Here is a 23,046-nt window from a genome sequence, read left to right as displayed (position 1 = left end):
AAGAAGGCCCGCCATTGGCGGGCCTTCTTGCGTCCGGGGTCTGCTCAGTCTTCGTCGTCGTCACCCGGCGAGTCGGCCATGCCGAGTTCCTTGATCTTGCGGGTCAGCGTATTCCGCCCCCATCCCAGCAGCACCGCGGCATCACGGCGACGTCCGCCGGTGTGTTTGAGGGCGGTTTCGATCATGACCTGCTCGAATTCGGGGACGGCCACGTCCAGGATGCCCTGTTTGCCCCGCTTGAGTTCCTGCTCGGCCCAGGTGCGTAGACCCTCCTGCCAGGTCTGGCCGGTGGGGGGCGTGTCCGCCTGATCCAGCAGTTCGGGTGGCAGGTCGCTGACGTGGATCTCACGGCCGCTGGCCATGACCGTCAGCCAGCGGCAGGTGTTTTCCAACTGGCGGACGTTGCCGGGCCAGGGCAGGGTCGTGAGGTATTCCTCGGCCTCCGGGCGCAGCAGTTTGGGTTCGACTGACAGTTCCTGGGCTGCACGTTTCAGGAAGTGGCGCATCAGGCGCGGAATGTCCTCCCGCCGTTCCGCCAGTTTGGGCAGGTGGACCCGGATGACGTTCAGTCGATGGAACAGATCCTCCCGGAAGGTGCCGGCCTGGACCAGTTTCTCCAGGTTCTGGTGCGTTGCCGCAATGATGCGCACATCCACCTTGATGGGTGTGGTGCCGCCGACCCGGTAGAACTCGCCGTCAGCCAGGACCCGCAGCAGCCGGGTCTGGGTGTCTGCCGGCATGTCGCCGATCTCGTCCAGGAACAGGGTGCCGCCGTTGGACTGCTCGAAGCGGCCCTGGCGTGCGGCGCCAGCGCCGGTAAACGCCCCTTTCTCGTGGCCGAACAGCTCCGACTCGATCAGGTCCTTGGGGATGGCGGCCATGTTCAGCGCGATAAACGGATGGTTGGCCCGTGGGCTGTGGTTGTGCAGGGCCTGGGCGACCAGTTCCTTGCCGGTTCCGCTCTCACCATTGATCAGGACGGTAATGTTGGAATGGGACAGGCGCCCGATCGCCCGGAAAACTTCCTGCATTGCCGGCGCCTCACCGATGATTTCGGTGTGGCGGTTCCCGGAGTCGGACTGGGGCTCGCTGCTGGCCCGGCGCTCGCGGCTGTGGTCGACAGCCCGCTTGACCAGCTCCACGGCGTCGTCCACGTCGAAGGGTTTGGGCAGGTACTCGAACGCCCCTGTCTGGTAACTGGCCACGGCGCTCTCAAGGTCGGAGTGAGCCGTCATGATAATGACCGGGATGTCGGGATGATCCTGAACGATCTGTGAAAGCAGTGCGATGCCATCAATGCCTGGCATGCGGATATCGCTGATGATGGCATCGGGCTGCTCCCGGTCCAGTCGCATCATGATGCCCTCGCCGCTCTCGAACGCGCGGGGTTGCATGTTGGCCTGCGTCAGGGCCCGTTCCAGGACCCAGCGAATACTCCGATCATCGTCAATTATCCAGACGTTGGCCGATTGGCTCATGCTTTCAGCTCCAGAGGCAGGAAAATGATGAAATCGGTCCAGCCGGGCGAACTCTCGCATTCAACGAGACCCTGATGTTGGCCGATGATGCTTTGCGTGATCGACAGCCCCAGGCCCGTTCCGTTGGCCCGGCCGCTGATCATGGGGTAGAAGATGTTTTGCAGCAGATCCGGCGGGATGCCTGGCCCGTTGTCGATGATGTCGACACGACAGACCAGCCGGTAACGGCGATGGCCGATGGTGAACTGGCGCAGGGCCCGGGTCCGGAAAGTGATACAGGGTGTTTCGTCGTTGGTGTGATCCGCGGCCGCTTCCATCGCATTGCGGGCGACGTTGAGGAACGCCTGGATCAGCTGTTCCTTGTCGCCGGGGAATTCCGGCAGGCTGGGGTCGTAGTCCCGCTCCAGTTTCACGCGGCCCTTGCTCTCGGCCTCCAGCAGGGTGCGGACCCGTTCCAGGACCTCGTGGATGTTGGTGGCGTTGAACTGGGGCGCCTTGTTGGGCCCGAGCATGCGGTCCACCAGCCCGCGCAGGCGGTCGGCTTCGTCGATTATGACCCGGGTGTATTCCTTCTGGCTTTCGTCGCTCAACTCCCGGTCGAGCAGTTGGGCCGCACCGCGGATACCGCCGAGGGGGTTCTTGATCTCGTGGGCCATGCCGCGCACCAGGATGCGGGTGGTTTCCTGCTGGGTGAGCATGTCTTCCTCTCGGGTAATCCGGAGCAGGCGATCCCTTGGCTGCAGTTCCAGCAGCAGCGTGTCTGCCTCGGCACCGATTTGGGATACGGAGTAATCCACCGTAAATCGTGAGCCTGACAGCAGCGTGAATTCCGCTTCGCGTTTGGTAAACGGCTGCCCTGTCCGCGAGGCGTCGTTAAGCGTTTCGAGCGCTTCGGCCGACCCGACAAACAGGTCGTCCAGGCGTGTGCCGACAATACGCGAGCCGCTGGCTTCCAGCAGATATTCCGCAGCGGCGTTGATGTACAGAATGGTCAGATCCGAATCCAGCACCAGCGTTGCGGTGGTCAGGTGATCCAGGATTTGCCGGTAGACGATATCTCTAGACATGGTGTCCCTCTTGTTCCTTTACGCTGCTGCAAAAAGCGAACCAGATGCGAACGCGGTGCCGCCGGCTTGCGCCTTTTTGGTTAGCCCGTCGCTATCGAAGACGGACCCGGTGCTGTATTTCGGTGCCACCGAGGTCTTGAAGCGCCCGCTGGCCTGCCTGCGCGAGATCGGGATGTCGGTCGGGAGCGCGGGCCGTGCGGGCTTCAGGCGCCTGTTCTGTCAGGCGATTCCGGAAAGGCTCCAAAGACGGCGTTAGCCGGAGGTGTCAGAAGCGACGGCAGGTACCAGGACCCGGGCGCCGGTGTCCTGGTCGGCAGATCGCCCTGCTTTTGAACGAATGGTAGGTGCTTTTTGGTGCTTGCGCACTAATTTGGTGCGCAAGCACCGGGCCGGAGGGCCCGGAGTTCATCCGGGAGGCGGTCAGTTCTGTACGGATGGGCGATGGATGGTGAACGTGATGGTCTGGCCATCCTGGATGATGTTGCCGGTCTTGTCGACGATCCGCACTGAGGCGTTATGGGTGCCGCGGAAGACATTGCTGATGGGGAACTGGCCCGATGCATTCTGGCCGATCGGCTGGCCGTCGAGTGACACTTCGAACAGGTCGCCCGGGCGCAGGGGCGGCTGACTGGACACTGCAAAGGTCACGTCCCCGCTGCCGCTGTGGAAAGCGCTGTCGTTTTCCGGGGAATCGAAGCCAATGCGGCTATAGCGGGAAGCGGGCTTCTGCTTGTTGTTCGCTTCCTTCTTCTGGCGCTCTTCGAACGCTTTGACCTGGTCGGCCTTGGGCAGCGTGACGGTGGTGACCGGCTTGACGTCCACGGGCTCTCCGCCTGATGAGGCCTCGTCGGTATAGGTGACGTTGCCGTGCTTATCCACGCTCTTATAGACCTGGGCCTGGGCAGACGTTACCGCCAGGGTCAGCAGGCCAAAAACAACCCAGAGTTTCTTCACGGGGATCTCCCTGTTTTCTCTTTATATTCCCGATTATTGGCAGGCGAGGCGCCGCAATGCAACAGCCTCCCGGTGTTCTTACGGAATTCTAAGGAATCTCCGGACAGGAGCCGGTTCAACCCCGGCTTCGGGGTGCTCGGGTATTGTCCGGAAACCCCTTAATGTAGCGATCGACAGCAGGCGTGTTAAGCCGATTTTTGTGTCTAACTGAAACGAAAAAGCCCCGCCGGAGCGGGGCTTTGCTGTCAGAGGAGCGAGCCCTTAGACAGAGTAGTACAGATCGAACTCGACCGGGTGAGTCGTCATGTTCAGACGCTCGACTTCGGCGCGCTTCAGATCGATGTAGCCGGCGATCATGTCTTCGGTGAAGACGCCGCCGCGGGTCAGGAACTCGTGATCCTTCTCCAGGGTATCCAGCGCTTCCTGGAAGGTTTCGCACACGGTCGGGATGTTCAGTGCTTCTTCCTTCGGCAGGTCGTACAGATCCTTGTCCATGGCGTCGCCCGGGTGGATCTTGTTCTGGATGCCGTCGAGGCCGGCCATCAGCATGGCCGCGAACGCCAGGTACGGGTTGGCGGACGGATCCGGGAAGCGCACTTCGATACGACGCGCTTTCGGGCTGTTCACGTACGGGATACGGATGGAAGCGGAGCGGTTACGGGCGGAGTAGGCCAGCATAACCGGTGCTTCGAAGCCCGGTACCAGACGCTTGTAGCTGTTGGTGGAGGCGTTGGTGAACGCATTGATGGTCTTGGCGTGCTTGATGATACCGCCGATGTAGTACAGGGCGATTTCGCTCAGGCCGGCATAGCCGTCACCGGCGAAGACGTTCTTGCCGTCCTTGTTCAGGGACATATGGACGTGCATGCCTGAACCGTTATCGCCAACCACCGGCTTCGGCATGAAGGTCGCGGTCTTGCCGTAGGCGTGGGCCACGTTGTGCACGCAGTACTTCAGGATCTGGACTTCGTCCGCCTTGCGGGTCAGGGTGTTGGCGCCAACGCCGATTTCACACTGGCCGGCGGTGCCCACTTCGTGGTGGTGAACTTCGATTTCCAGGCCCATGGACTCCATGGCCGCACACATGGCGCCACGCAGGTCGTGCAGGCTGTCCACCGGCGGGACCGGGAAGTAGCCGCCTTTAACGCCCGGACGGTGACCGATGTTATTGCGCTCGAAATCCTCGCCGGAAACCCAGGCGGCTTCCTCGGAGTAGATTTCGTACATGGAACCCTGCATGTCGGTGTTCCACTTCACGGAATCGAAGACGAAGAACTCCGGTTCCGGGCCGAACAGGGCGCCGTCGGCGATGCCGGTGGACTTCAGGTATTCCTCGGCGCGACGGGCAACGGAACGCGGGTCCCGCTCGTAGCCCTGCATGGTTGAAGGCTCAACGATGTCGCAGGTGATGTTCAGGGTGGTTTCTTCGGTGAACGGGTCGATTACGCCCGTTGCATCGTCCGGCATGAGGATCATGTCGGATTCGTTGATGCCTTTCCAGCCGGCGATGGAAGAGCCATCAAACATCTTGCCGTCTGTGAAGAAATCTTCATCAACTTCGGAAGCAGGCAGGGTGACGTGCTGCTCTTTACCGCGGCTGTCGGTAAACCGCATATCAACCCATTTCACTTCGTGCTCTTTGATCAGGTCAAGCGTCTTGGACATTACGCATACTCCGTCAGTTTATGTCTTTATATGGAGCCGGCTCGGCTGAGCGGTGTCCGCCCAGCGTCCGATTCATTCGACAGGCGCATGGCAGCTTATCAAAACAGTTGCGCACGTGCCTGCAAATTCGGCTGCAAACAGTTAAGCAAAACGTTTGCCAATATTTTCGAATCGTTCGATGGTGGTGCAGGGTGGGCATTTTAGGGGCGGAGCGGGTTGCCTTTCTGCGGGCCGGGGTCCAAGGGTGACGCGCTCGGCGACCCTTAATGGTGCACGCTGCCTGATAGCGCACCATTTTGATGCAGAGATGTCGGGCTCAGTTTCATAAAACTGCCGGTTGTTCACTCTTTGACCGTAGTTGTCCACAGCGGTTTTCGATATACTGCGCGCGCCTGAAGCCTGTCGTCATCCGTCACGGGCTTCCATTTCCCAGGGCGAGCCGACTGTGTCCCGAAACCGCGGTCCGGCGCCCGACTAACATTTTCAGATTTGAGATGGCATGCCGGACCCCGTTGTCCCTTCAATCGTCTCAGGTCAGTTGCATGCCTCAGGATTATTTTGTGATCGAAAAACGTCGAAATATAGCCATTATCGCCCACGTTGACCACGGCAAGACCACGCTGGTCGACAAGCTGCTGGAGCAGTCCGGAACCCTGGACCGCAAAGACAGTGGCTCGGAGCGCATCATGGACTCCAACGATCAGGAGCGGGAACGCGGAATTACCATCCTGGCGAAGAATACCGCCATTCGCTGGAACGAATACCAGATCAACATCGTCGACACCCCGGGCCACGCCGATTTCGGTGGTGAGGTCGAACGTGTCATGTCGATGGTGGACTCCGTGCTGCTGCTGGTCGATGCCGTGGACGGCCCCATGCCGCAGACCCGCTTTGTCACCCAGAAGGCGTTCGACCGCGGTCTCAAGCCGATCGTCGTGGTCAACAAGGTCGACCGCCCGGGCGCGCGTCCGGACTGGGTGATCAACGAGGTCTTTGACCTGTTTGATCGCCTGGGTGCAACGGACGAGCAGCTGGATTTCCCGATTGTTTACGCCTCCGCCCTGAACGGCATCGCCGGCCCGGAAGCCGATCAGCTGGCGGACGACATGACGCCACTGTTCGAAGCGATCGCCGAGCATGTGCCGGCGCCGGATGTCGACGTGAACAGCCCGTTCCAGATGCAGATCTCGCAGCTGGACTACGACAGTTACGTTGGCGTTATCGGTATCGGTCGAATCACCCGGGGCAAGCTGAGACCGGGGCAGCAGGTGAGCGTGATCGACCGCCACGACAAGAAGCGTAATGCGAAGGTGCTCGAGGTCAAGGGCTTCCACGGCCTGGAGCGCGTGCCGGTCGAAGAGGCCAGCGCCGGTGATATTGTCTGCATCAGCGGGATCAGCGAGCTGTTTATTTCCGACACCCTGTGTGATCCGCAGAACGTTGAACGACTGCCGGCCCTGACCGTCGACGAGCCGACCGTAAGCATGACCTTCCAGGTCAACGACTCCCCGTTTGCGGGCAGGGAAGGCAAGTTCGTCACCAGCCGCAACATCAAGGAGCGCCTGGAAAAGGAACTGCTGCACAACGTGGCCCTGCGTGTCGAGCCCGGCGAGACGGCCGAGAAGTTCAAGGTGTCCGGCCGCGGCGAGCTGCACCTGTCCGTCCTGATCGAGAACATGCGCCGCGAAGGCTACGAGCTGGGCGTGTCCCGTCCGGAAGTCGTGCAGCGCGAAGTGGACGGCGAACTGCAGGAGCCGTATGAGTTCGTGGTGATCGACGTGGAGGATCAGCACCAGGGTTCCATCATGGAAGTCATGGGCCTGCGCCGTGCCGAGCTCAAGAACATGGTCCCGGACGGTCGTGGTCGTACCCGTCTGGAATTCATCATGCCGGCACGTGGGCTGATCGGTTTCCGTAACCAGTTCCTGACCCTGACCTCCGGTACCGGCATCATCACGAACGTGTTCGACCACTATGGCCCGGTCAAGGGGGGCGATATCGAGCACCGCAACAACGGCGTGCTGGTCTCCATGGTCGACGGCAAGGTGCTGGGCTACGCCCTGATGACGCTGCAGGAACGTGGCCGCCTGTTTGTCGATCCGGGTACTGAGGTCTATGAAGGGATGATCATCGGCATCCACAACCGTGACAATGATCTGGTGGTCAACCCGACCAAGGCCAAGCAGTTGACCAACATCCGTGCTTCCGGTTCGGATGAGAATGTGATCCTGACCCCGCCGATTCGGATGTCGCTGGAGCAGGCGCTGGAATTCATCGACGACGATGAACTGGTCGAGGTAACGCCGGAATCGGTGCGCATCCGCAAGAAGCTGCTCAAGGAAAACGAGCGCCGTCGCGCCTACAAGAAGTAACAGGCCCTGCCTGCCACTCTCGCCGTTCAGCCGGTGAGGGTGGCATTTGCATGCTCAATCCCCTACATTCAGAAGTCTGCCCGATCACCGACTTCCGGATGTCCCATGTTGACGCTCTATCCCGAAATAAAGCCCTACGCCGAACATCGACTCAAGGTCGATCCTCCCCACGAACTCTACATCGAAGAAAGCGGTAACCCGGAAGGGATCCCGATCGTTGTGGTGCATGGCGGTCCCGGTGGCGGCTGTGAGGACTACTATCGACGTTTCTTCGATGCCGAGCGTTTTCGCATCATCCTGTTTGACCAGCGTGGAGCCGGGCGCTCGACGCCCCTCGCCGAGCTGGAAGGCAATCATACCCGGGCCCTGGTGGAGGACATGGAGCGTATTCGCCAGTTCCTCGGCATCGAGCAGTGGGTGCTCTTTGGCGGCAGTTGGGGGGCGACCCTCAGCCTGGTGTACGCCGAAACGCATCCCGGCCAAGTCCTGGGCCTGGTGTTGCGCGGTATTTTCCTGTGCCGTCCGCAGGATATACGCTGGTTCTATCAGGATGGGGCCGGGCGGATCTTCCCGGACTACTGGGAAGACTACATCGGAATCATTCCCGAAGCCGAACGGGATGACATGGTCGGTGCCTACTATCGCCGGCTGACCAGCCCCAACGAACTGGAACAGATGCAGGCCGCCAAGGCCTGGTCGGTCTGGGAAGGGCGCTGTGCCACGTTGCATCCCAACCCGCGGGTGGTGGAGCACTTCGGGCATCCCCACGTGGCCATCGCGCTGGCGCGGATCGAGTGCCACTATTTCATGAACAGCTCCTTCCTGGAGCCCGACCAGATCGTCCGGGATGCCGGTCGCCTGCAGGGTATCCCGGGGCACATCGTGCACGGACGCTATGACATGGTCTGCCCGCTCGACAATGCCTATGCCCTGCGTCAGGCGTGGCCGGAAGCCGACTTCTCGATCATCCGGGACGCTGGCCATTCGGCTTCCGAGCCGGCCATCGTCGATGCCCTGATGCGCGCCTGCGAAAGGATGGCCGAACGCTACGAGCATTCCCACCGTCGTCCGGTCTAGGGCTGCAGCAAAAGTATCCGTCTTTTGTCTATTTATGTAACCGCTGCTTGCCGAGCCGGGTGGGGATAATTAGAATCCTGATCTGTTCGTAGCAGTCCTGTCATGAATGGGTCATATTCCAGGCATGACAAAGCCCCAGCAGTTCGAACCGGCAAAGGGACAAGGAGTTGATTTGAAGGCCCTCATCCAGCGGGTGACTCATGCCAAGGTGGACGTGGACGGCCAGTCTGTCGGCCGTATCGACGCGGGTATTCTCCTGTTTCTCGGCGTCGAACACGACGACACTGACGAAACCGCCCGGAATCTCTGCCAGCGTGTCCTCAACTACCGGATCTTTCCCGACGCCGACGGTCGAATGAACCTCAGCCTCCAGGATTGTGGAGGCAGCCTCCTTGTTGTTCCCCAGTTCACCCTTGCCGCCGATACACGCAAAGGCCAGCGCCCCAGCTTTTCATCTGCGGCGCCGCCAGACCAGGGCAACACCCTGTTTCGGGCATTTGTGGCGAGCGCGCAGGAGGTCTTGGGCGAGGCGCGGCTGGGTACCGGGCAGTTCGGCGCCGATATGGCCGTCTCGCTGGTCAACGACGGGCCGGTGACGTTTCTCCTGGATGCCTGAGATCAAGGTGCCCCGGGCCATGGGCAGGAAAATGTGTCATAAAAGCGTCACGATTGCCGTGATTCAATGCCGCCCGAGGGTGGCCGAAAGTAGCACTTGATTGATCGAATAGTTGTGCTACTTTCCGATGCTTTAATGCCAGGAATGATTAAGGTGCAGTCAGTCAGGGGCTGCGCCATCATGGCGCAGGCTTAATGATCAGTCCAGAGGGTAATGCAGAATAACTGACTGAAAAATGGAGTTTTTTCTGGGTTGGCCTGAAACTTGTTGGATTGGTTTGAAGATTGGCGTGATCTGAACGCTTAAAAAATCGCCAAAAAAATTTGCAAAATGAGATTGACTGTATTAAAACCGTGTCATTATGCAGTGCTTTAAGAAGCAGCTGTAAGTGACTGACCTTGAAGGTGTACCCGGATCGGGTTCGGCAGGAGCTGGGACGATTTAGGGAGCCTGAAAGGAAACGTATCACGCATGTTCCTGTTGTGGCTCAGGATTCGCTCCGGGCGTAACTCGAATGACATGCTTGATTCACATAATGGGCCTGCTAAAAGGCCCAATACTAAAAACGGGTAAAAACCCGCGGCTAAAACCTGAGTTAACTCAAGAAGGAAGACGCAACATGAAAAAGACTCTGATCGCATCAGCTGTAGCGGCGGCTACTTTTTCCGGCGCAGCGCTGGCGCAGGAATCCAACCTGCCGACCGTATACGGCAACATCCAGTTGAACACTGTTTACACTGACCTTGACGGCGCTGGCAGCAGCTTCAGTGGCCTTCAGGACAACGGCACGACTCTGGGTGTCAAGCACAGCCACGAGATTGCACCGGGCGTTGAAGGTTTCTTCAAGATGGAGCTTGAAGGTATTGCAGCAGACGATAAAGCTCATTCTGGTGGCGGTTCAGGTGCAGACCACAACGGTATCACCAAGCTTGACGAAGCCTACATTGGTGTGAAAGGCGACAGCTTTGGTCAGATCTGGGTTGGTTCTGACGATTCCACCTTCGAATCCGCTATCGATGAAATTGCCAACTATTACGAGTACGGCGGTCAGAACCTGGGTGGTGGTTACGACACTGGCGAAGGCAACCTGATCCAGTATAAGACGCCGTCCTTCAGCGGTCTGACCCTCGGTGGTGCGGTTCAGGTTAACGGCGACAGCGATACCGGTGGCAAGTCTTACCCGTACCAGCTGGCTGCGACGTATGAAATGAGTGGTCTGGAACTGGCCGTTGCCATGGATTCCAACGACGGTGGTCGCGCATACAGCAGCAACTCTGCCAGCTTCAACAATGAGAACACCTACGGCGCTCGTGCCAGCTACAGCATGGATAACCTGCGTGTCACTGGTCTGGTCAAGACCCGCAAAGACGTAGCTGACGTATACGGCCTGTTGGGTTCATACTCAATGGGTGCCAACACCTTCGCAGCTTCCTGGGAGCATCTGTCTCCGGACAGCGATGTTGACGACTCTGACGTATTCTCTGTACAGGCTCTGCACAACCTGTCTGACCACATGTACGTCTACGTTGAAGGTTACCTGGGTCAGTATCCGGACAATACCTTCGGTCCTGATGCCAGCGATCAAACCGATCTGGCTATCGGTGGTACTTACTACTTCTGATTCAGCGCTTAGCTGACTCGAAGCCGTACCTGAAAAACCGGCGCCCCTTGGGGTGCCGGTTTTTTTGTGCCCGGACGTTTTGCGCCTTATCCTGAAGCGCGAATCACCGATACGGATCCGGATAGAACATGGCTGAAGAACTGGAAATCAAGTTGACGCTGGGAAAGGGTGGCATAGATGCGGCAAGGGCTTGGCTGGCGGGTTGGGGATCGGGCGAGACCACCCGGAAGCGCCTGGTGAACCGGTATTTCGACACCCCCGAGCAGGCCCTGAATCACGAGCGCGCAGCCCTGCGGGTGCGTCAGGCGGATGCCCATTACATCCAGACGCTCAAGACACAGGGTGAGTTTGTCGATGGCGCGCACAAACGGCAGGAGTGGGAATGGCCGCTACCCGGCGCTGATCTGAACCTGGGATTGCTGGCGGACACGCCGATTGCCGAGAACGTCAACCTGGCCCGGCTGGCAGTGATTTTCGAGACCAACTTCGATCGCGAAACCCGTCTGCTGACTCGGGAGGGGGCGACCATAGAGTGCGCGCTGGACAGCGGAACGGTCGTGGCCGGCTCGCGGCAACGTGCGCTGGCCGAATTGGAGCTTGAACTGAAATCCGGCGATAGCACTGCGCTGTTGGAACTGGCCTCGCAGCTGGTGGGACAGGTGCCGGCTTTCCTGAACCTGGTCAGCAAGGCGGAGCAGGGTTACTACCTGGCGGGGCTTGGCGAGCCCGCGAGTCGTGTTGATAGCGATGAGCCTGTGACAGCCTGGCTGCAGGCTCTCGGGATCCACTGGCTGACCGGCGAGGCCGGGCAGGTGTGCCGGGAGGCGCTCGATGCGTTGCACCAGGTCGCTACGCGTATGGGGCTCGAGGAAGAATGGCGCTGGGCGTTAGCCCAGGATGATAGGGCGACGGACTGGCTGTTCGATACTCGGCTGCTGAGACTCCAGTTGGGATTGCTGCAACGGCCGGCACGATAATGTAGCAGGCGTCGTCCACAGGGGATGCGACGAGGCCGGCCGGGATCAGCGTCAACCGCCTGAGGCGTTGGCGGATCACTCCTGACATGGGAAGATGCGTAATAAAATGGTGCCCGGCTGGTGACGGTGCGTCTGTCTTTGTTGAGCATCGGTGATGTCCCGGGCCAGGGGCCGGGTAGTTGCCGTGTTCCAGTCCAGACGGATGACCTGGCGGGCGCCCCAGGAAGTTGCTGAGCGATAAGGTGGTTTTGACGTTATGACAGTTGCCCCGCATTCCGGCCCCGCGATTCCGGACCTGCTTCGTGAAGACGCCGATGGCGTGACGAGACTGCTCGATGGACTGCCGCCGCTGCCGCAGGACAGGATCGTCACTCGAGTCCATTGGCAGCGTGCGTTGGTTGGCAGCTTCTTTCTGCGAGAGGTTCTCGAGCGTCATCACGGTTGGCTGTATGACTGCCTGAAGAGCCAGCCGCTGTCACAGCCGCTGGATCAAGCCGTTCTCGCCGCCCGCTGGCAGGCCTACCTGCAGGAAGTCACCGACGAAGCATCGCTGCACCGCGCGCTACGGCTGTTTCGCCGTGAGGCGATGTTCCGGATTATCTTCCGTGATTTCGTACGTCTGGCGGATCTGGATGAAACCATGGGCGCTGCCAGTGCCATGGCTGATGTCGCCATCGATGGCGCCCTGGACTGGCTCTACCAGGACGCCTGTGTGCAGTCGGGCACACCCTGGGGCATCGATCCGGTTACCGGTCAGGAAGCACCACAGCGCCTGGTGGTGATGGGCATGGGCAAGTTGGGCGGCCACGAACTGAACGTGTCTTCCGACATCGACCTGATCTTCGGCTTCCCGTCCAATGGTGAAACCCGGGGCGGGGCGCGGGCCATGGACAACCAGCAGTTCTTTATCCGGCTGGGGCAGCGCTTGATCCAGGCGCTGGACCAACTGACCGCCGACGGGTTTGTCTTCCGGGTTGATATGCGACTGCGCCCCTATGGACAGAGTGGCGCATTGGCGCTCAGTTTCGGCGCGCTGGAGTCCTACTACCAGGATCAGGGGCGTGACTGGGAGCGCTATGCCATGGTCAAGGCCCGGGTCGTTGCCGGCGACAAGAAAGCGGGTGAGGTGCTGATGGCCACGCTGCGCCCGTTTGTCTATCGCAAGTATATTGATTTCAGTGCTTTTGAATCGCTTCGCAGCATGAAATCCATGATCAGTCGCGAAGTGCGTCGCAAGGGCATGGAAAACAACATCAAGCTGGGTGATGGCGGCATCCGAGAGATTGAATTCGTGGTCCAGGCTTTCCAGTTGATCCGGGGTGGGCGCGATCGCGAACTCCAGCAGCGGGAGCTGCTGTTGATCCTGCCGGAACTGGTCAATCTCGAATTACTGCCCCAGACGGTGGCCGACGAACTGGCCGATGCCTACTTCTTCCTGCGCAACCTCGAACATGCCTTGCAGGGCATTGCGGACCAGCAGACCCAGGAGTTGCCGGCGACGCCCGCCGCGCAGGCTCGGGTGGCCATGGTCATGGGATTCGAGAGTTGGCGCGATTGCCTGGCCGAACTCGATACCCATCGCAACCGGGTGGCGCGGCACTTCGCTGATATCATCGCCTCTGACGAAGAGGAGACGGAGGAAGGAGAGGCCAGCGCCCGCTGGCAGGAAATCTGGCTGGCGGAGCTGGAACCCGAAGCGGCGGTAAAACGACTGGCACAGGCTGGATTCGAAGCGCCGGAACAGAGCCTCGAGCAGCTTGTGACCCTGCGCAGTAGCCGGACCACACAGATGATGCAGACCGAGGGGCGGCGCCGCCTGAATCGCTTTGTCCCGGTGTTGCTGGAAGCGCTGAGCCAGGTCGACCAGCCCTCCGAGACCCTGTCCCGGGTCCTCCAGTTGGTCGAAGCCGTCCTGCGCCGCACGGCCTACCTGGTCCTGCTGCTGGAAAATCCGGGCGCATTGCATGAACTGGTGCGCCTGTGCAGCGAGAGCCCCTGGATTGCCCGGCAACTGGCGGAGACGCCACTGCTGCTCGATGAGCTGCTCAACCGGGAAAGCCTGTACCACCCGCCGTCCCGGGAAGCGTTGCAGGACGATCTGCGCCAGCAACTGCTGCGCATCCCGATGGAGGATCTGGAAGAGCAGATGGAGGTCCTGCGCCATTTCAAGAAGGCACACGTCTTGCGGGTGGCGGCGTCGGAGCTGCGCGGGACGCTGCCCCTAATGAAAGTCAGCGATTACCTCACCTGGATCGCCGAGGTGGTGCTGGATCATGTGGTGGAAGTGGCCTTCTCCAACCTGGTGAGCCGCCATGGCTATCCCCATCATGGTGACGGTTCCGCCTGCGACAGTGACTTTGCCATTGTCGGCTACGGCAAGCTGGGTGGCATCGAGCTGGGCTATACCTCCGACCTGGATCTGGTGTTCATCCACACCGCGGATCCGAATGGATCGACCAACGGCGACAAGCCCATCGACAACGCGGTGTTCTACACCCGCCTGGGCCAGCGCATCGTCCACATCCTCAGCACGCAGACGCCATCCGGTCAGCTGTACGAAGTGGACATGCGACTGCGCCCCTCCGGCAATTCGGGGTTGCTGGTGAGCAGCCTTTCAGCGTTTGAAAAATACCAGCGCGAGGATGCCTGGACCTGGGAGCACCAGGCCCTGGCCCGGGCCCGGGGCGTGGCCGGCAGTCGCGAGGCGCTGGAAGCTTTCGAGAAACTCCGGCACGACATCCTGTGCCAGTTCCGCGACCGCAACGCCCTGCGTCAGGACGTCATCAGTATGCGGGAGAAAATGCGGGCGAGCCTGGGGACGCCCGTCAAGGAAGGCGAAATACCGGAAGCGTTCCATGTCAAGCACGACCAGGGTGGCATCGTGGATATGGAATTCATGGTCCAGTACCTGATGCTGGCGTACTCCAGCGAGCATCCGGAGTTGACCCAGTGGTCGGACAACATCCGACAGATGGAGGCGCTGGGACAGGCGGGCGTGCTGCCGCAGCACGATGCGGAAAAACTGCGCGAGGCCTATATCGCCTTGCGCTCCACGATTCACCGCCGTGCCCTGCAGAACCTGAACAGCCGGGTTGAGGCGGATGCCTTCCCTGAAGAGAGAGCCTACATCTGGTCGGTCTGGAACCGGGTGATGGAAATCCGGGCAGAGCGGGAGGGGTAAGCCCCTACTGCGCCGGTCTGGTGTTTCCTGCTAGAATGGCGGCTTTTCCGGGCCCGCTGGCGGGCTTTCCACAGCTTTTTTCAGGAGCAATATGATGTCGATGGCGGATCGTGACGGCCTCATCTGGCTGGATGGAGAAATGGTGCCCTGGCGCGAAACCAAGGTGCACGTCCTCACTCATACCCTGCATTACGGCCTGGGCTGCTTCGAAGGTGTAAGAGCCTATAACACCGAGAAAGGTCCTGCGATATTCCGTCTGCAGGATCACACCGACCGCCTGTTCCGCTCTGCCCACATCCTCAACATGAAGATGCCGTTCACCAAGGAGCAGGTGAACGAGGCCCAGCGCCGCGCCGTGCGTGAGAACAACCTGGACGAGGCCTATATCCGCCCCATGGTGTTCCTGGGATCCGAGGGTATGGGCCTGCGTGCCGACAACCTCAAGGTACACCTGATGGTTGCCGCCTGGCACTGGCCGTCCTACATGGCGCCGGAAGCCCGCGAACTGGGGATCAAGGTGCGCACGTCGTCCTATACCCGCCACCATGTGAATATCACAATGTGCAAGGCCAAGGCGAACGGCAACTACATCAACTCCATGCTGGCGCTGAATGAAGCCGTCGCCTGCGGCTGTGAGGAAGCGCTGCTGCTGGACAATGAAGGCTACGTCGCGGAGGGTTCCGGCGAGAACATCTTTATCCTGCGTGATGGCGTCCTGCATACGCCGGAACTGACCTCCTGCCTGGAAGGCATTACCCGCCAGACGATCCTGGATTTCTGCAAGGAACTGAATGTCCCGGTACGGGAGCGCCGGATCACCCGGGATGAGGTCTATATCGCCGATGAGGCTTTCTTCACCGGAACCGCTGCGGAAGTCCTGCCGATCCGAGAGCTGGACGGCCGTGTGATCGGTGCCGGCAAGCGCGGACCGCTGACCGAGAAGCTTCAGACGATGTACTTCGATGCGGTCAAGGGCAAGCGTCCCGAGAACGCCAGCTGGCTGACGCACACCAACGACTGAATCGCCGTGGCCGGTGATGCCGGCCACCTTCGAAACGTTAACCAACGAGTCTCCGGAACAATACTATGGCCGACGTCATCACCGTACCCGTCTCCTTTGGCGAGGTACTCGACAAGATCACGATCCTCGAAATCAAGTCCGAGCGTATCGAAGACGCCGAGAAGGTGCGCAATGTGCGCCTGGAACTCGATGAGCTGAGCCGGACCTGGAACGACGCCGTTCCGGATCAGTCCGCCATCGGCGAACTGCGCCAACAGCTCAAGGCGGTGAATGAAGCCCTGTGGGAAATCGAGGACGACATCCGCGATCAGGAAGCGGCGCAGGACTTCGGGCCGCGGTTCATCGAGCTGGCTCGTGCGGTCTATGTCACCAATGACAAGCGTGCTGCGATCAAGAAAGAGGTGAACCTGGCCCTGGGGTCCCGTTTCGTGGAAGAGAAGTCCTATAAGGATTACGCATCTAAAGTTTGATGTGTGCCAAATAGATAAGAGCGACTGATAGTGAAGATGTTGACGCTTTTCGGGAGGTTAGAGCGCCGATTATCTATTGATATTAAATATCGATATTTTCAGCCATCTTTGCGAATAAAGGTGGCTTTTTCTTTTTCCGGCTGATCTAGAGTTTCGTCTGGCCAGAAAGTTGTCACTGTGAGTCGATTAAAAACGACGTTTCTGTCTGGCTAGGCAGGGTTCAAGTCTCAGCAGTAGCTGGCTGGGTGCAAAGCACTTATTTTGAAATTTTGGGGTATTCTTTGAGCAATTCTGATAGCTCTATAAACTCTTGGCTTCCACAGCTTCTTCCACTGGTTCCTCTTGTCTATTCCTTTACGCTTATGTGGTGGATTCCAGAGGGCGACAAGTATGTTCCTGGAATGGTCATAATATCTCTTCTTGTTTTTTGCTTTTATAGTCGTAGATATCTCGAGTTGAAACTGGATGGAGTTCGAAAGAAGTTTTTGGTTTCGGTTTGGCTGCTGACATTGTATCAAATAAGTGTTTATTTTATAAAAGGGGACAGCTGGACTGAGCTAAGAGCTCTTCTTACGATGGCCGTTTATCTTTCATTTTTGAGTTTTTTAAAAATAAGAATTTTTTGGCTCAAGTTACTTCTCATTATATCGGGGTCTGGCTTGGTCGTTCTAACTTATGGGTTGTATTTGGCTCACGGTGGAAGGATAGGTGGTTTTATCAACCCCATACCATACGCGACAGCTTTGGCTGCGGTTTTTTCGATGATTTTTTTAATTGCAATTCACGAGAGGTGTTTGTGGAAAAAAAACGCCCTTTTTCTTCTCTCGGTTGCTATTTTTTTAGCGATACTGATGACTCAAACTCGAGGCATTGCGTTGCCTCTGGTTGTTTTTGTTCCTTGCGTACTTGTGTATTGGCTAATTAGGGAGAGGTCGTTTAAGTTTGCGATCTCAGTTCTTTGTATATTTTTCTTGTTGGTGATGAGTGGGGTTTATTTTATATCCAAGGGTCGTATAGAAGCTACTTCTAATGAGGTGGCGGCCATTGAGGCGGGTAATCAAACAGGGTCGATAGGTTTGAGGTTGCAGATGTGGGGTGCTGCATTTGATATATGGCGTCAAAGACCAGTTTTTGGCTGGGGGCAGACGCACTCCGAGGCACTGAGGGCAATGTATCGTAGCGGTGATGTCAGTAAGGCTTTAATGGATTTTAATCCTCCTCATTATCACAACCAGTTCATTGATATGGCGGTTAAGAAAGGTGCTTTAGGGCTTGCTATTTTTGTTTTTATGTTGTATCGGGCGATAGCTATGGTTTCCGCATCTTCCTCTCCAGCTTTGCGGTGGGGAGGAAGCTTGTTAATTGCTCTATATCTGGCTGCAGGTTTGACTGATGTGCCATATAGACATCCTGGCACTGTTTATATTTTCTTCAGCTTGGTGATGTCCATATATTTAGCGGCTCCAAAAAGGCAGGGGATAGTGAGATGAATGTGTATGTTCTTTCATTGCTGCCAGACACAGAGCGGCAGGAAAGCATAAAAAGGCAGTTAGATAGCGCTGGTATTCGATTTGAGTTTTTTTGGGGGGTTGATGGTAGAGAAGGCTGGCATGAGCTTTTTGAAAGGTACGATGAAGAAGCTCGCATGAAGATTAAAGGTGAGCCGTTGCTGTTGGGGCAGCTTGGTTGTTTTGCTAGTCACTACTTGCTATGGGAGAGGTGTGTTTATAATAATGAAAGCTGCATAATAATTGAAGACGATGCGGTTATAGATGGGGATGGTTTTAAAGAGTTTTTAAAGGTCGTTGATGTTATTGAAGAGCGTTATGAGTGTGTTCGACTTTTTAAAAGCAAATCGCGTATTCGGAAGGCTGTTCCCGTAGAAAACGTTGGCGGCTTCAGAGTGTGTAAGTTTTTGAAAGGCCATATGAGTACGACTGGCTATTATTTGACTCCGCTGGCAGCTAGGAAATATATGATATCTGCCCAAAAATGGGTGCTTCCTGTGGATATATACATGGATCAGTTTTGGAATAATAAAGTGGAATGTTACGGAATTGAGCCGCCTTTTTTAACAAACGACGAAGACTTTACGTCCATTATACGGTATGTGCCGAAAAACAGGAAGGCTAGACGGACTCTTGGCGTAAAACTAAGGCGAGAGTTTTATCTCCTAAAAAATAATATGAAACGAGCGGTTTGGAATGTGTGTTATATGTTGAAAACAAGAAAGATGTTTAGTCGGATAGATCTTTGAGGACTGTAATTAAAGTTGTTGTTTGAGAATTATTAAGTTAGCTAGTGCCCATCGATCGTAGGCTTCGCATACGTCCTCGACAGAAATCAGCTCCATAGCGCCCTCGAATTCCGCTTTCATGCCCCAACGGGCTGTATCCACCGTTTTTCCGGTGAATTTTTCCAGTGCCTCCGGATAACGATCGACGCACCATCGCAGTGAGTTGTAGGGGCCCGAGCGATTCGGATTGCTGGCCGCAAACAGACCCAGCACATCGGTGCCCATGGCGCTGGCGATGTGCGCGGGGCCCGTGTCCGGGGCGATCAGCAGGTCCGCCCCGCCAAGCAGGGCCGTCAGCTGTTTGAGCGTGTCCTGGCCGCACAGGTTGAGTGCCGGCTGGGTCATGGTCGAAGCGATGCGTTCGCAATATTCTCGCTCATAGGGGGCTGGACTGCCGACCAGAATCAGACGAGCACCGTGCTGTGCGACGATATGGTCGGCCACGGCTGCATAGCGGTCAGCACTCCAATTGCGTAACGTGTGGCTGGCACAGGGACTGATTACGATATTAGGCCGGTCTTTTGCCAGGTGCTCACTGGCGAACGCATGATCCGATTCGCTCAGGGGGATCGTCCAGCGTGGTGGGGCAGCTTCCAGCCCCAGGGGCACCAGAAAGCTGGCCAGGCAGTCGCGAACGTGCTGGCTGGGGGCTGCCGGAATCCGACGATTGATAAACAGGCTGTGGAGATCCTTGCTGCGAGCCCGGTCGTAGCCGACCTTGATTCTGGCCGGTATCACCGCGGCGGCCAGATTGGCACGGAAAGCCACCTGCATGTGAAGTAGCGCATCGAACTGTCGACCACGGAGTTGCTGTCGCAAATCGCGGTAGCCCTGTAAGCCGCTTTTCTTGTCGAAAACGATAAACTCGACGCCGGGCAGATCGCCAACCAGCCTGGCTTCGATCTTGCCAATAATCCAGGTGATCTTAACGTCCGGGAGTTGTGCCTGGAGGCTGAGCACCACAGGTATGACATGCGTGACATCGCCGATGGCCGACAGGCGCATGATGCAGATTGACTTGATCAAGGAAACATCCGTTAGTGCTGACAACACGGGCTATCTGGAGCCGCGATGGTGTTCGTTGTTAAACTCGGCGTATTCTAACGCACTTGGAACCGGGCGTCTTTGCTGTCCGCCGGGCTGCGGGTTCGAGTCATGTCATAGGGAGAAGCGGTCAGCACCGTCATGATCATGCAGAAAGAAAAGTATGTTCCGGGGCACGGTGCAGCGCTGCTGGTCAATCCGGATTACGGTGAGGTGACGCCAGACTGGTTTCTGCCTGCTTTCTGGGGCACCCGGGCGGTGTCCGTCAGCAGTGGCGGGCGAGGAAGTGCCTGGTTTATCGACGGGCTCCGGGGAGGAATGGTGCTGCGCCACTACCTCCGCGGCGGTTACGTTGCCAAAGTGTCCCGGGCGGCTTACCTCTACACAGGCGAGGAACGGACGCGCTCCTTTGCCGAGTTCCGACTGCTGACTCAGTTGCGTGACCTTAAGTTGCCCGTCCCGGAACCGATTGCCGCTCATTATCGCCGTTTCAATGGCGTATTTTATGAAGCGGCTATTCTTCTTGGCCGGATTGAGAATGTCACTCCGCTTGGCGACTGTGTCGCCGATCTGGCCGAAGACGACTGGTTTCGTCTGGGGCAGTTGCTGCGCCGGTTCCATGAGGCAGGCGTCAATCATGCCGATCTGAACTGCTTCAACATCCTCCTGCAAGGCCAGGCCTTTTATGTCATCGATTTTGATAAGGGGCGTATTGAGGCGGCGCAGTCTGATGAGGCTCCCTGGCGTCAGCGAAATCTGGATCGCTTGTACCGATCACTGGTAAAACTCACGCGCCCAGAGTGGGACTTGGGTCAGTGCTGGCAGTCGTTGGAAAAAGGTTACGCGGTTAACGCTCCGGCCTGACGCCGGTCGTCTTTGGCCGGGCCAGAGGCTAAACTAGTGCCCATTTCTGACTGATACCACTTTCACAAGGAAACCCGGTTTGACTGGAACCTCCGATGCCCCGCTTCGTGTCCTTTGCCTGACGGACTCCTGCGATCGCCCGGAATCTGAACTGTTCATCGGCCTGAAGGCGGCGGGCGTTGATGTTGACGTCATGTGCAATCCCAAAGGTCGAAACTATCAGCGGCTTGTGGAACAGGATCTGGTCGTCGCTCCCCTGGCGCTCCGGGGGCGGTTTGACAAGGGAGGCACGGCGGCCATCCGGCGTCAGCTCCAAAGCAAGCCGTATGACGTGATCCATGCCTACAATCCGCGCGCGCTGGCCTGCGGGTTGAGAGCGTCTAAGGGGATGGATGTCCGGGTTGTGGCCTATCGCGGCGTTATCGGCAATGTGGGGGCTATGCATCCCGAGTCCTGGATTACCTTCCTGCATCCGCGGGTCGACAAGATCGTCTGCGTCGCCGACGCCATTCGCGATCATCTTGAGGGGCTTGGCTTCCCTTGGTCGCGCCTGACGGCCGACCGGCTGCAGCGAATCTACAAGGGGCACGACCTCACCTGGTATCAGACGGAGCCAACGGATTTGCAGCCGCTGGGGGTGCCGGAAGGCGCTTTCGTGGTGTGTTGTACGGGCCGGGGTGTGCCGCGCAAAGGGTTCGATGACCTGGTGCGGACGGCCCTCTATTTGCCGGAGGACGTTGAGGTTCACTACCTGTTGGTCGGCGATGTGGATCGCAACGAAACCATCCGCAAGGAAGTGGCCGCCTTGCCGCATCCGGAACGCGTACACTTTGCCGGTTACCGTACCGATGCGCCTCAGCTTGCGGCGGCCAGCGACGTGATCGCGTTGCCTTCCAAGTCGCAGGAAGGATTGCCTCGAGCGGTCATTGAGGCCATGGCCTACGCTGTACCGGCGGTCGTTACCCGGGTGGGAGGTATGCCCGAGTTGGTCGACGATGGCGTGACGGGGCTTGTTGTCCCCCCTTGCGACGAGAAGGCGTTGGCAGAGGCGATTCTCAAACTCTACCGATTGTCGCCGGAAGAGCGGCGGGCCATGGGCGCGGCAGGGCGCCAGCGGATCAGCGAGCACTTCCATACGTCGCAGACCGTTCGAGAAACCGTCGCCATGTATCAGTCCCTGGTCGATGGCAAACGCCGCTCACGCTGAACCCGAATTGACGAGTATCAAATGCCCAGACGCTACCTCTTCTACGTGAGCCAGCCATACTCTTACGCGATTCTCCGTCCCCTGCAGACTGCCATTCGCAAGAGAGGGGGTGAGGTGGCCTGGTTTGTTCTTGGGTGTTCTGCCCGGCCGCTGCACGACGATGAGGTTCGTTTACGGACGACCGCGGAGGTCCGGGAGTTCGACCCTGTCGCAGTGTTCTGTCCAGGAGATTGGCTACCGTATTATTTCCCGGGGATTAAAGTGAAGGTCTTCCATGGTCTGCCCATCAATAAACGTGGCAGTGAAAAGGAAAGTCATTACCGGGTTCGAGGCTGGTTCGATCTCTACTGCACCATGGCGAAGACCGATACCGAACGCTATCAGGCAATGGCCGAGGTGGACCCGCACTTTGCAGTGGCCAAAACCGGCTGGCCAAAACTGGACGCGATCCTGAAGTCCCGGTCTTCGGTGCCCAGGTCGGATGATCGGCCCACCGTTTTCTATGCTTCGACGTTTACCCGGGATGTTACGTCTGCGCCGGACCTGGTGGACACCATCCGACGTATGAAAGATTCCGGAGAGTGGCATTTTATCGTGACCCTTCACCCCAAGATGCCAGAGAACATCGTTGAGCAGTATCGGGCCATGGCGGACGACAATCTGACGTTCATCGAGAGTGACGAGGATTTCATTCCGTTCATGGGGCAGACGGACGTGATGCTCTGCGACACCTCATCCATCCTGTTCGAGTTTATGTTCCTGGACGTCCCGGTAGTCACGCTGCGGACAAAAATGCCCGGACCTTACCTGATCGACGTGGATTCGGTGGAGAAGGTGGAGCCGGCGTTGCGGACGGCGCTGTCTAGGCCGCCGGCACTGATGGAAAGCATGCGCGCATTCGCCGATCAACTGCACGAATTCCGCGATGGTCAATCTAGTGAGCGGGTGCTGGATGCGGTAGAGCGATTCCTGATGCAGCCCCCAGTTCTCAAGCGTAAGCCACTCAATTTATTGAGAAAGTTCAAGCTACGCCGACGACTGGCTCGCGAAGCTAGGCAGCAGGTTATATTCGATCAAAGTGGTTAGTTTTCCAGACACGGCTTTGATAAGTGACGGCTGGCACTATGTGATGATGC

General features: G+C 58.1%; 18 protein-coding genes. 13 read left to right on the top strand and 5 right to left on the bottom strand.

What is annotated here, in order from left to right; all coding sequences use genetic code 11:
• Positions 1-44: 44 nt before the first annotated feature.
• The 4 genes from ntrC to glnA form a co-directional block, all read right to left on the bottom strand.
• Entirely contained in the window at positions 45-1,478 is a 1,434-nt protein-coding gene (ntrC, locus tag EZI54_RS10775) for a nitrogen regulation protein NR(I) (protein WP_131481845.1), read from the bottom strand.
• Positions 1,475-2,545, bottom strand: coding sequence for a nitrogen regulation protein NR(II) (glnL, locus tag EZI54_RS10770; protein ID WP_131481843.1), 1,071 nt, complete (start codon positions 2,543-2,545; stop codon positions 1,475-1,477). The genes ntrC and glnL overlap by 4 nt, the downstream gene beginning before the upstream one ends.
• Before the next feature lie 420 nt (positions 2,546-2,965).
• Complete coding sequence (locus EZI54_RS10765; protein ID WP_131481841.1) at positions 2,966-3,499, bottom strand: DUF4124 domain-containing protein; 534 nt, start codon at positions 3,497-3,499, stop codon at positions 2,966-2,968.
• Between the two features lie 261 nt (positions 3,500-3,760).
• Complete coding sequence (glnA, locus tag EZI54_RS10760; RefSeq protein WP_131481839.1) at positions 3,761-5,164, bottom strand: glutamate--ammonia ligase; 1,404 nt, start codon at positions 5,162-5,164, stop codon at positions 3,761-3,763.
• A gap of 560 nt (positions 5,165-5,724) precedes the next feature.
• On the opposite strand from glnA, the gene typA reads away from it, so the two are divergent.
• From typA to EZI54_RS10710, 10 genes are all read left to right on the top strand, one after another.
• On the top strand, positions 5,725-7,536 hold the full coding sequence (gene typA / locus EZI54_RS10755; protein WP_131481837.1) for a translational GTPase TypA: 1,812 nt from the start codon (positions 5,725-5,727) through the stop codon (positions 7,534-7,536).
• 105 nt (positions 7,537-7,641) lie between these two features.
• Entirely contained in the window at positions 7,642-8,613 is a 972-nt protein-coding gene (gene pip, locus EZI54_RS10750; RefSeq protein WP_131481835.1) for a prolyl aminopeptidase, read from the top strand.
• Positions 8,614-8,785: 172 nt separating this feature from the next.
• On the top strand, positions 8,786-9,229 hold the full coding sequence (dtd, locus tag EZI54_RS10745; RefSeq protein ID WP_131481833.1) for a D-aminoacyl-tRNA deacylase: 444 nt from the start codon (positions 8,786-8,788) through the stop codon (positions 9,227-9,229).
• Between the two features lie 619 nt (positions 9,230-9,848).
• Positions 9,849-10,850 (top strand): porin, encoded by a 1,002-nt coding sequence (locus tag EZI54_RS10740; protein WP_131481831.1) that lies wholly within the window; start codon positions 9,849-9,851, stop codon positions 10,848-10,850.
• A 128-nt stretch (positions 10,851-10,978) separates the two neighbouring features.
• Positions 10,979-11,827: a CYTH domain-containing protein gene (locus tag EZI54_RS10735; RefSeq protein WP_131481830.1), complete on the top strand. Its 849-nt coding sequence runs from the start codon at positions 10,979-10,981 to the stop codon at positions 11,825-11,827.
• A 256-nt stretch (positions 11,828-12,083) separates the two neighbouring features.
• On the top strand, positions 12,084-15,008 hold the full coding sequence (glnE, locus tag EZI54_RS10730) for a bifunctional [glutamate--ammonia ligase]-adenylyl-L-tyrosine phosphorylase/[glutamate--ammonia-ligase] adenylyltransferase (protein WP_131481828.1): 2,925 nt from the start codon (positions 12,084-12,086) through the stop codon (positions 15,006-15,008).
• Between the two features lie 94 nt (positions 15,009-15,102).
• Positions 15,103-16,029: a branched-chain amino acid transaminase gene (locus EZI54_RS10725; RefSeq protein WP_131481919.1), complete on the top strand. Its 927-nt coding sequence runs from the start codon at positions 15,103-15,105 to the stop codon at positions 16,027-16,029.
• A gap of 65 nt (positions 16,030-16,094) precedes the next feature.
• Positions 16,095-16,499, top strand: coding sequence for a DUF6165 family protein (locus EZI54_RS10720; RefSeq protein WP_131481826.1), 405 nt, complete (start codon positions 16,095-16,097; stop codon positions 16,497-16,499).
• A gap of 245 nt (positions 16,500-16,744) precedes the next feature.
• Complete coding sequence (locus tag EZI54_RS10715; RefSeq protein ID WP_131481824.1) at positions 16,745-17,989, top strand: O-antigen ligase family protein; 1,245 nt, start codon at positions 16,745-16,747, stop codon at positions 17,987-17,989.
• Positions 17,986-18,756: a glycosyltransferase family 25 protein gene (locus EZI54_RS10710; protein ID WP_131481822.1), complete on the top strand. Its 771-nt coding sequence runs from the start codon at positions 17,986-17,988 to the stop codon at positions 18,754-18,756. The genes EZI54_RS10715 and EZI54_RS10710 overlap by 4 nt, the downstream gene beginning before the upstream one ends.
• Before the next feature lie 9 nt (positions 18,757-18,765).
• Here the strand turns inward: EZI54_RS10710 and EZI54_RS10705 are convergent, their stop codons facing one another.
• A complete protein-coding gene (locus tag EZI54_RS10705; protein WP_131481918.1) occupies positions 18,766-19,818 on the bottom strand; it encodes a glycosyltransferase family 9 protein in 1,053 nt (350 codons plus the stop codon).
• Between the two features lie 162 nt (positions 19,819-19,980).
• Between EZI54_RS10705 and EZI54_RS10700 the strand changes: the two genes are divergently transcribed.
• The 3 genes from EZI54_RS10700 (at position 19,981) to EZI54_RS10690 (ending at position 22,996) form a co-directional block, all read left to right on the top strand.
• The gene (locus EZI54_RS10700; protein ID WP_242674423.1) at positions 19,981-20,703 is read left to right on the top strand and encodes a 3-deoxy-D-manno-octulosonic acid kinase; all 723 of its coding nucleotides are present in this window, start codon (positions 19,981-19,983) and stop codon (positions 20,701-20,703) included.
• Between the two features lie 79 nt (positions 20,704-20,782).
• Positions 20,783-21,910 (top strand): glycosyltransferase family 4 protein, encoded by a 1,128-nt coding sequence (locus tag EZI54_RS10695; protein ID WP_131481820.1) that lies wholly within the window; start codon positions 20,783-20,785, stop codon positions 21,908-21,910.
• 21 nt (positions 21,911-21,931) lie between these two features.
• On the top strand, positions 21,932-22,996 hold the full coding sequence (locus EZI54_RS10690) for a CDP-glycerol glycerophosphotransferase family protein (protein WP_131481818.1): 1,065 nt from the start codon (positions 21,932-21,934) through the stop codon (positions 22,994-22,996).
• The last annotated feature ends 50 nt before the right edge of the window (positions 22,997-23,046 follow it).

The sequence above is a fragment of the Marinobacter halodurans genome, assembly GCF_004327985.1.
In the GTDB taxonomy this organism is placed as follows: domain Bacteria; phylum Pseudomonadota; class Gammaproteobacteria; order Pseudomonadales; family Oleiphilaceae; genus Marinobacter_A; species Marinobacter_A halodurans.
The sequence above is the reverse complement of the archived record's forward strand: the minus strand, read 5'-3'. Positions and strand labels throughout refer to the sequence as shown.

What these genes read in the sequence shown, in the direction of transcription:
- ntrC (WP_131481845.1), bottom strand. Translation starts at nt 1,478, where the DNA reads ATGAGCCAATCGGCCAACGTCTGGATAATTGACGATGATCGGAGTATT.
- glnL (WP_131481843.1), bottom strand. Translation starts at nt 2,545, where the DNA reads ATGTCTAGAGATATCGTCTACCGGCAAATCCTGGATCACCTGACCACC.
- glnA (WP_131481839.1), bottom strand. Translation starts at nt 5,164, where the DNA reads ATGTCCAAGACGCTTGACCTGATCAAAGAGCACGAAGTGAAATGGGTT.
- pip (WP_131481835.1), top strand. Translation starts at nt 7,642, where the DNA reads ATGTTGACGCTCTATCCCGAAATAAAGCCCTACGCCGAACATCGACTC.
- EZI54_RS10740 (WP_131481831.1), top strand. Translation starts at nt 9,849, where the DNA reads ATGAAAAAGACTCTGATCGCATCAGCTGTAGCGGCGGCTACTTTTTCC.
- EZI54_RS10735 (WP_131481830.1), top strand. Translation starts at nt 10,979, where the DNA reads ATGGCTGAAGAACTGGAAATCAAGTTGACGCTGGGAAAGGGTGGCATA.
- glnE (WP_131481828.1), top strand. Translation starts at nt 12,084, where the DNA reads ATGACAGTTGCCCCGCATTCCGGCCCCGCGATTCCGGACCTGCTTCGT.
- EZI54_RS10725 (WP_131481919.1), top strand. Translation starts at nt 15,103, where the DNA reads ATGTCGATGGCGGATCGTGACGGCCTCATCTGGCTGGATGGAGAAATG.
- EZI54_RS10720 (WP_131481826.1), top strand. Translation starts at nt 16,095, where the DNA reads ATGGCCGACGTCATCACCGTACCCGTCTCCTTTGGCGAGGTACTCGAC.
- EZI54_RS10710 (WP_131481822.1), top strand. Translation starts at nt 17,986, where the DNA reads ATGAATGTGTATGTTCTTTCATTGCTGCCAGACACAGAGCGGCAGGAA.
- EZI54_RS10700 (WP_242674423.1), top strand. Translation starts at nt 19,981, where the DNA reads ATGATCATGCAGAAAGAAAAGTATGTTCCGGGGCACGGTGCAGCGCTG.
- EZI54_RS10690 (WP_131481818.1), top strand. Translation starts at nt 21,932, where the DNA reads ATGCCCAGACGCTACCTCTTCTACGTGAGCCAGCCATACTCTTACGCG.